General features: G+C 69.3%; 7 protein-coding genes and 2 pseudogenes. 2 read left to right on the forward strand and 7 right to left on the reverse strand.

The annotated features are described in order from the left end of the window. The 6 genes from ACOJVU_RS17750 to ACOJVU_RS17775 all read right to left on the reverse strand — a co-directional run. The coding region (locus ACOJVU_RS17750; RefSeq protein WP_421530973.1) for a heat shock protein transcriptional repressor HspR at positions 1 to 246 on the reverse strand (246 nt) is incomplete at its 3' end. After that, positions 246 to 1,424, reverse strand: coding sequence for a molecular chaperone DnaJ (dnaJ, locus tag ACOJVU_RS17755; protein WP_421530974.1), 1,179 nt, complete (start codon positions 1,422 to 1,424; stop codon positions 246 to 248). The genes dnaJ and ACOJVU_RS17750, both read right to left, overlap by 1 nt. 50 nt (positions 1,425 to 1,474) lie before the next feature. After that, positions 1,475 to 2,107, reverse strand: a complete 633-nt coding sequence (gene grpE / locus ACOJVU_RS17760; protein ID WP_421530975.1) for a nucleotide exchange factor GrpE — start codon at positions 2,105 to 2,107, stop codon at positions 1,475 to 1,477. Then, positions 2,104 to 3,984: a molecular chaperone DnaK gene (gene dnaK, locus ACOJVU_RS17765; RefSeq protein WP_421530976.1), complete on the reverse strand. Its 1,881-nt coding sequence runs from the start codon at positions 3,982 to 3,984 to the stop codon at positions 2,104 to 2,106. The genes grpE and dnaK overlap by 4 nt, the downstream gene beginning before the upstream one ends. A 329-nt stretch (positions 3,985 to 4,313) precedes the next feature. Then, complete coding sequence (locus ACOJVU_RS17770; protein WP_421530977.1) at positions 4,314 to 4,790, reverse strand: DUF6247 family protein; 477 nt, start codon at positions 4,788 to 4,790, stop codon at positions 4,314 to 4,316. 68 nt (positions 4,791 to 4,858) lie between these two features. After that, on the reverse strand, positions 4,859 to 5,893 hold the full coding sequence (locus tag ACOJVU_RS17775; RefSeq protein WP_421530978.1) for a CobW family GTP-binding protein: 1,035 nt from the start codon (positions 5,891 to 5,893) through the stop codon (positions 4,859 to 4,861). 58 nt (positions 5,894 to 5,951) lie between these two features. Here ACOJVU_RS17775 and ACOJVU_RS17780 point away from each other — a divergent pair. Both ACOJVU_RS17780 and ACOJVU_RS17785 read left to right on the forward strand, forming a co-directional pair. Further along, positions 5,952 to 6,119, forward strand: a pseudogene (locus ACOJVU_RS17780) (RES domain-containing protein); the annotation flags it as partial. 238 nt (positions 6,120 to 6,357) lie between these two features. Beyond that, the gene (locus ACOJVU_RS17785) at positions 6,358 to 8,118 is read left to right on the forward strand and encodes a PE family protein (RefSeq protein ID WP_421530979.1); all 1,761 of its coding nucleotides are present in this window, start codon (positions 6,358 to 6,360) and stop codon (positions 8,116 to 8,118) included. Positions 8,119 to 8,332: 214 nt separating this feature from the next. Here the strand turns inward: ACOJVU_RS17785 and ACOJVU_RS17790 are convergent. Beyond that, positions 8,333 to 8,479 (reverse strand): annotated as a pseudogene (locus ACOJVU_RS17790) (nitroreductase); the annotation flags it as partial.

Consider the following 8,479-nt stretch of genomic DNA (forward strand, 5'->3'; position numbering starts at 1 on the left):
GACCTGGTTGGTCAGCTCGATGATGCGCTTGATGCCGGCAAGGTTGACGCCCTCGTCCTGGGAAAGCCGCTGCACCTCGCGCAGCAGGTCGACGTCATTCTGCGAATAGCGCCGTCCCCCACCGGAAGTGCGCTGCGGCCGCACCAACCCGAGGCGGTCGTAGGTGCGCAGTGTCTGCGCGTGCATGCCGGCCAGTTCGGCGGCCACCGAGATCAAGAAGGTCCGGGACCCATCTTTCTTTGCCATCAGTGATTGCCCGCCCATCCCGCCCGCGGGTTGAATCCGCTGGCGCGTTCGGCGGCCGCATAGGCCTCCAGCGCCTCGGCGACGGCACCTTCCACGTTGGGTGGCACAGCCACCTTCACCCTGACGAGCAGGTCCCCGTTGCCGCCGCTGCGCTTGGGCACGCCCCGGCCGCGCACCCGCAGGATGCGTCCGTCGGCGGTGCCCTTGGGCACCCGCACACCGACCTTACCGTCCAACGTTGGCACCGAAATCGTTGAGCCCAAGGCCAATTCGGTGAAGCTGACCGGGACGGTCACCGTCAGGTCGTCACCGTCGCGGCCGAACACCTTGTCGGGGCGCACGTGCACGGTCACGTACAGGTCCCCGGAAGGGGCGCCGCGCAGCCCTGCCTCGCCCTGCCCGGGCAGCCGGATCCGCTGGCCGTCTTCGACTCCGGGCGGGATGCGCACGTTGATGGTGCGGGTGCGGGTGGTGACCCCGGTGCCCTTGCACTCGTCGCACGGGTGCTCGATGATCGAGCCGCTGCCCCGGCAGTCGGTGCAGGGTTCGGAGAAGCCGAACGCGCCCTGGTTACGGTTGATCACGCCAGAGCCGTTGCACGACGGGCACACTTTCGGGCTGGTGCCCGGCCGCGCCCCGCTGCCGTGACAGTTGGTGCACGGCGCCGGACTGGTCAGCCGCAGCGGCATGGCCACGCCTTTGGCGGCCTCGACGAAGTCCAACTCGGTCTCGGTCTCCAGGTCGTTGCCACGCCGCGGCCGGTTTGGCCGGGCAGTGGCGCCGCGCCCGAACAGGCCGCCGAACAGGTCGCCGATGGTGGCGCCGCCGCTACGGCCCGCGGCGTCGAACAGGTCGTTCAGGTTGAACTCGACGCCGTCACCGCCGGCGCCGAAGCCGCCGACGTTGCCGGCTTCGAACCCTCGCCCGCCGAACCCGCCGCCGGCGAACAGCCGCCTCGTCTCGTCGTACTCCTTGCGCTTGGCAGGATCCGACAACACGTTATGGGCTTCCGACACCGCTTTGAACCGTTCACCGGCGGCGGGGTTGTCGGGATTGGCGTCCGGGTGCAGGTCGCGCGCCAGTTTGCGGTAGGCGCGCTTGATCTCTTCAGGCTTGGCGTCAGAGGAGACGCCGAGCTCCTTGTAGAAGTCCTTTTCGACCCACTCACGCTGGGCCATGCCGCGTCACCTCCTCTCACCGTTCGTCGTGCCCTGATTGTGCGTCCTAGTCACCGGGAGCCGGGGCCGTTATCGTCCGTGTCCTGCCCGGTTTCGCCGGCCTCGACGGTGTCGACGACGGCGACCAGCGCGTGCCGCAGCACCTGGTCCCCCAGGCGATAACCCTGGCGCATGACCGTGCCGATGACCGGTTTGGCGCCGTCGGCACCGTCGCCCTCGTGCTGCACGGCCTCGTGCAGCACCGGGTCGAAATCCTCGCCTTCGGCACCGAACGCCGTCAGGCCCAAGCCGCCCAGCGCGCTGTCCAGCTTGTCGGCCACCGACTTCAGCGGCCCGGAGTCCAGGTCGCCGTGCTTGCGCGCCCGCTCGAGATCGTCGAGGACGCCGAGTAATTCGTTGACGACGCGGGCCTTGCCCCGGTCCTCGGCGGCCTGCTGGTCGCGCAGCGCCCGCTTGCGGTAGTTGGCGAAGTCGGCCTGTACACGTTGCAGGTCACTCAGCAACTCGGCGGCCTTACCGGCTTCCTCGGGCGATTCGCCCGAAAACTGTCCGGGCGGGGCCCCTCCCGGCTCAGGGCCGGGAGGGGCAGGCCGGACTTCGCCGGTCTCGGGGTCGATGCGGCGCTTGTCGGTGACCGTTACCTGTTCCTGGTCGCCGTCCGCTTTGTGGTTTCCGCCGCTCACTTGGACTCCCGGTCGTCCTCGACGACCTCCGCGTCCACCACGTCGTCGGCCGAGCCGCCGGGTCCGCCCGCCTCAGCGCCGCCAGGACCGCCGGCTTGGTCGCCCGCGGCCTGGGTGGCCTCGTAGATGGCCTGCCCGAGCGCCTGGGACTCCTGGCCCAGCTTTTCCATCGCCGACTTGATCGCGGAGATGTCGGTGCCGCCCAGCGCCGTCTTGGCCTCGGCCACGGCCGCCTCGACCTTGCTCAGCGTCTCCTCGGGAACCTTCGAGCCGGCCCCGTCTCCGGAGGCCTCTTTCTGCTCGTTGACGAATTTCTCCGTCTGGTAGACGAGCGTCTCGGCCTGGTTGCGGACGTCGGCCTCCTCGCGGCGCTGGCGGTCCTCCTCGGCGTGCGCCTCGGCGTCCTTGATCATCCGGTCGATCTCCTCCTTGGACAGGCCGGAGCCCTCCTGGATCTTGATCGTGTTCTCCTTGCCGGTGCCCTTGTCCTTGGCGGTGACGTGCACGATGCCGTTGGCGTCGATGTCGAAGGTGACCTCGATCTGGGGGACGCCGCGCGGGGCCGGAGGAATACCGGTCAGCTCGAAAGAGCCGAGCAGCTTGTTGTGCGCGGCGATCTCACGCTCGCCCTGGAACACCTGGATCTGCACCGAAGGCTGGTTGTCGTCGGCGGTGGTGAACGTCTCCGACCGCTTGGTCGGGATGGTCGTGTTGCGCTCGATGAGCTTGGTCATCACGCCGCCCTTGGTCTCGATACCCAGGCTCAGCGGCGTGACGTCAAGCAGCAGAACGTCTTTCACCTCGCCCTTCAAAACTCCAGCCTGAAGAGCCGCTCCCACCGCTACAACCTCATCGGGGTTGACGCCCTTGTTGGGCTCCTTGCCGCCGGTGAGTTCCTTGACCAGGTCGGTCACCGCGGGCATCCGCGTGGAACCACCCACCAGCACCACGTGGTCGATCTCGGACACCGAGATGCCGGCGTCCTTGATCACCGACTGGAACGGCTGACGGGTGCGGTCCAGCAGGTCCTGGGTGATCTTCTGGAACTCCGCCCGCGTGAGCTGCTCGTCGAGGAACAGCGGGTTCTTGTCGGAGTCGACGGTGATGTAGGGCAGGTTGATCGAGGTGCTGCCTGACGACGACAGCTCGATCTTGGCCTTCTCGGCCGCTTCGCGCAGCCGCTGCATCGCCATCTTGTCCTTGGTCAGGTCGATGCCGCTGGACGCTTTGAACTTGTCGACCAGCCACTGCACGACGCGCTCGTCCCAGTCGTCGCCACCGAGGTGGTTGTCACCACTGGTGGCACGGACCTCGACCACGCCCTCGCCGATCTCGAGCAGCGAGACGTCGAATGTGCCGCCGCCCAGGTCGAAGACCAGGATGGTCTGTTCCTTCTCGCCCTTGTCCAGGCCGTAGGCCAGCGCGGCCGCGGTCGGCTCGTTGACGATGCGCAGCACGTTCAGGCCGGCGATCTGGCCGGCTTCCTTGGTGGCCTGACGCTGGGCGTCGTTGAAGTAGGCGGGCACGGTGATGACCGCGTCGGCGATGTCTTCACCGAGGTAGGCCTCGGCGTCGCGCTTGAGCTTCATCAGCACGCGGGCGCTGATCTCCTGCGCGGTGTACTTCTTGTCGTCGATCGCGATGGACCAGTCGGTGCCCATGTGTCGCTTGACCGAGCGCACGGTGCGGTCGACGTTGGTCACCGCCTGGTTCTTGGCGGGCTGGCCCACCAGCACCTCGCCGTTTCGCGCGAACGCGACGATGGACGGCGTCGTCCGCGAGCCCTCGGAGTTGGCGACGACGACGGGGTCGCCACCCTCGAGGACCGAGACGACGGAGTTGGTGGTCCCGAGGTCGATTCCGACCGCACGAGCCATGGTGATTCCTCCTGGATAGTCGAGCGTGTTACTGCACTATGCTGAGTGCCCCTCGCTCAAGACTGCCCTGACGCCGACGTGGTGTCAACCAGGAATTGAGTCCGATGCACTCAAGTTGTTGACCAGCTCAACGGCGGGCGCGGCGATCTTGTTCCCGGGGTGACACAGGTGTCGGTTCTCAACCCACACCGGCGACATGAGCGCATCAGGAGCGCATCATGAGCGCAGATGACCACCAACGGCTCTTCGAACCTCAGCCGGGCCGCACGCGCAGACCGACGGCAATTCGTGATGAGCGTGGTGGCACGGTCACCGCGTTTGGGCGCCACCTACGCGCGGACCTCGGGCGCCTGCACCGATCCGAAGTCGCCGTCACTGGGGGCACTGAGCACGGCCGCCCGTTCCGGGTCGGCCAGCACCTCGGCGGTGTGACGCCAAGCGTCGATCACCTGTGCCACCGGGGCCGGGTTGTCGATCGATTCGGCGGCCTTCATCGTTGAGACCAACTCGGCCACAAACTCACCGACCTCGTCGTCCGGCAGGAAGGCGACCCACGGAAACACCTCCGGAACCACGTCAGCCACCAGCTCACGCACGTGCGGGTCGCGGTGCATCAATGCGACGAAGATGCGCGACGTCACCGACGAGGCCTCCCGAGCCTGCGCCGCACGCGATGCCGTCGTCAACACCAGATCCTCGGCGTCGCGCCGGCGCACCACCAAGACCCGATTCGCCGACTCGCGCAGCCAAGCTTCCACCGTCGCCTTGCCGCGCAACTGCAAATCGGAGAACGGCACCACATCCATAACATTTAAACTACTTATAAAGTTCGTGGTTGTCGGGCGCATGTCTAGGGCCCCGGAGGACCTAGAGTTCAGATGCTTTGCCTGCGGTGGCGCTGCAGCCGACGCACACAGGCGGCCGGGGCAGGGCCGTCGATGGGGCGCAACGCGGCCGTCATGCCTTCGCGCACCCGGTCGACATCGATTCCGGTGCCGATCGCGACCAGCGCATTCGCATGCGCGCCGGGCGGGGCGGATGCGACATGCACCGAGGTGCCCACGACGTTGACGACGTAGCGGCGCACACGTTCCCGATAACTAACGGCGATAGTGCCTTTCATCCGGTACACCCCGAGCGGAGGATCCTCGAGAAGATCGAAGACCGCGCCGGGATCTACACATCCGTCGCCGGTGACCGTCACGGACCCAACGCGCGCGTGGTTGTGCTCGTCGTGGCGTACGGGTGCTTCGGCGGCGGCCTCACCGTCGAGAAGCAGTTCGCGAAAAGACAACTGGCCCGAGTCGGCCTCGGCGACGTCGAACAGCAGAGTCGGGTCGACCCGCCCCCCGACCGCGCCGACGACGTGCGCATCCGGATTGCTCCCCCGGATCCGCGCCCCGATGCGCTCCGACACCGACGCGCGGTCCTCGGGGGGTACCTGATCGAGTTTGTTGACCACCACCAGCGACGCCGCCCCGTAGCGGGCCGGGGCCACCCCGCCGCGGTCGACGGTGTCGAAGTGACGGACCGCGTCGATGACATCGACCACGCCGCCGTGGCGTACCCGCTCCACACCGCTGAACCGGATCATCCGCGACACCGCGGTGGGTTCGGCCAGACCGCTCGCCTCGACGATGATGACATCGAGGTTCAGCCGGGGGTCGGTGAGCTTGGCGAGGGCTTCGTCGAGGCCGCCGTCGTCGGGCAGGCAACAAATGCACCCGCCGGCGATCGACGCCGGCTCGTCGACCTGACCCGTCACCAGCCCGGCGTCGACATTGAGTTCGCCGAAGTCGTTGATGACGACGCCGATGCGTGCCCCGGGCGCGCGAAGCACGTGGTTGAGCAAACTCGTCTTGCCCGCACCCAGATAGCCGGTCAGTGCGATGACCGGTATCGCGGCCACGATGCTCCTTCCCCGGTACGACCGACTTCCCCGCTACGACGGAACCAGGTAAACACATCGACGCAAATCGAGGCTCGCGCGGCCACACTCACCATGCCTCGCACTGTGTACACCGGCCGCATCTGCGATGCCGGCCCGGCCGAGAATATCGCTGCCCCTGGCCCATCCCGATCTAGCCGGCCGCATCGCCAGCGCGGCGAAATGTCCCGGCTACGGCGTGGTTTGACAGCGGATGCGGTGGGATTCCGGTTTCGAGGCCGATTGGCGGGTGACGATTCCTCGCCGACCTCAAGTGGTGCTGATCCCTCAGCACGTCCCACCGTCCGCGGCACGGACGAGCGGTGGCTGACCGGCGGGAACCGTCGAATTTGTGTTGCCCCGCAAAAGTCCGCAGGGTGGTGGTCTCGCGGGTAGTCTCGTGCTCGTCGTGGGGGAGCGTCTCCTAGCTGAGGGGTGGTGTGTCGATGACGTCGGTGACCGTGGTGCCGGAAGCCTTGGCGGCGGCGGTGTCGGATTTGGCCGGTATCGGTTCGGCGGTGAATACCGCCCAGGCGGGCGCCTCGGCGGCCACGACGGCGATCGCGGCCGCGGGCACCGATGAGGTGTCCACCGCGGTGTCGGGTGTGTTTTCTCAGTTCGCGCGCGATTATCAGGCCGCCGGTGCGGCGGCGGCGGCGTTTCATCAGCGGTTCGTGCACACCCTGAATTCCGGTACGGGGGCCTACGCGGCGGCCGAGGCCGCCAACGCCAACCCGCTACAGGCACTGCACACCGTCGAGCGCGACGTGTCGGGGGCGATCAACGCGCCGTTCCTGCAGTTCACCGGGCGCCCGCTGTTCGGTGACGGCGCCAACGGCACCACCGTCAACGGTGTCGGCACCGCCGGCGGGGCCGGCGGGTGGCTGTTCGGTAACGGCGGCGCTGGCGGAGCCAGCACCAACCCGGGAGCCACCGGCGGGGCCGGCGGAGCCGGCGGGTTGCTGATCGGCAACGGAGGCACCGGCGGGACCGGCGGGGCGGCCGCGGGCGGCGGCGATGGTGGGGCCGGCGGGGCCGGCGGCACCTCGGGATTGCTGTTCGGCGTCGGTGGCACTGGCGGGGTGGGTGGGGCCGCCACCGTCGGGATCGGTGGTGCCGGCGGGGCCGGAGGGGCCGGGGGTCTTCTCGTGTCGTGGGGCGGCGCCGGCGGGGCCGGTGGCGCGGCCACCGGGATCGACGGCACCGGTGGTGTCGGCGGCGGGGGCGGCAGCGACGCCGGTCTGTTCCTCGGTTTCGGTGGGCACGGCGGCGCCGGCGGCGCGGCCGGCGGGGCCTCCGGTGTCGGCGGGCATGGCGGCGCCGGCGGGGCCGGCTTAGCTCGTAGCCTCGTCGGGATCGACGACGCGGCGGGCGGCGTTGGCGGGGCCGGCGGGGCCGCCACCGGGACCAGTGGCACCGGTGGCACGGGTGGCGCCGGTGGCATCGGCGCTGGCGTCGCCCTCGTCGGACTCGACGTCGTGCACGGCGGCGCCGGCGGTGACGGCGGGGCCGCCACCAATGTGGGCGGCACCGGTGGCGCGGGCGGCGCCGGCGCCGACGGCGCCGGCTTGGCCCTCGCCGGGTTCGACGTCACCCACGGCGGTGCCGGCGGTGCCGGCGGGGCTGCCGCTCTGCAGGGTGGCGCCGGTGGTACCGGCGGCGTGGGAACCAGCCTCGCCCTGGTCGGGGGCAGCCTCGAACACGGCGGCGCCGGCGGTGACGGCGGTAGCGCCACCGGCGCCGCCGGCATCGGCGGCACCGGCGGGGACGGCGGTGTGGGCTCCGCGCTGGTAGGCATCACCAGCGGAGGTGCCGGCGGGGCCGGCGGGGCCGCCACCGGCACCAGCGGCGTCGGCGGCAACGGCGGTGACGGCGGGATGGGCACCGCACTGGTAGGCGCCGGTCTCGGTGGTGCCGGCGGGCACGGCGGCACCACGAACCTCGGCACCGGCGGCAACGGCGGTGACGGCGGTGACGGCGGAGGCGTGTTCGGTTTCGGCGGCACCGGTGGCGACGCGGGCAGCGGTGCCAACCCCGCCAACGGCGGCAACGGCGGCAACGCCGGGGTGACCATGAACGGGATGTCCGAAGCGGCGCTCTACGGCAACGGCGGCAATGGCGGTGACGGTGTCAACGGTGGCACCGGGGGCACCGGCGGCACCGCCGGCCTCTTCGGCGGCACCCCCGGGACCGACGGAACGTCGTAGCGCCGCCAACTGCCGCGGCTGGCTTCACGAAGCGGCTCAAATACGTTCTGCCCGAGCAGATCCGAGAGGGAGCCGTCGGTGGTCGCGGATGCAGTGGGTCAGTGCGATATTCGAGGAGTGGAGGTCGGCTTTTTCGACCGGCACCGGCATCGGGTGGCAGCTCTGCGCCACCCCGTGCCGACTACCCATCGGCAGGCAACCCGCTGTGAGGCGCTTACTGCAAAAAGGTGACAGTCTCCGACAGCGGAGCTCGAGGTGTCCGCGTCCGCGGCACCGACGGATCGACAAATCCAATCGACATGCCGCAGAACAAAATACGTTGCGATGGTGGTGCGATGACCTCGGCAACGGTGCGATGATA

Source organism: Mycobacterium sp. THU-M104 (genome assembly GCF_049197365.1).
Classification (GTDB): Bacteria; Actinomycetota; Actinomycetes; order Mycobacteriales; family Mycobacteriaceae; genus Mycobacterium.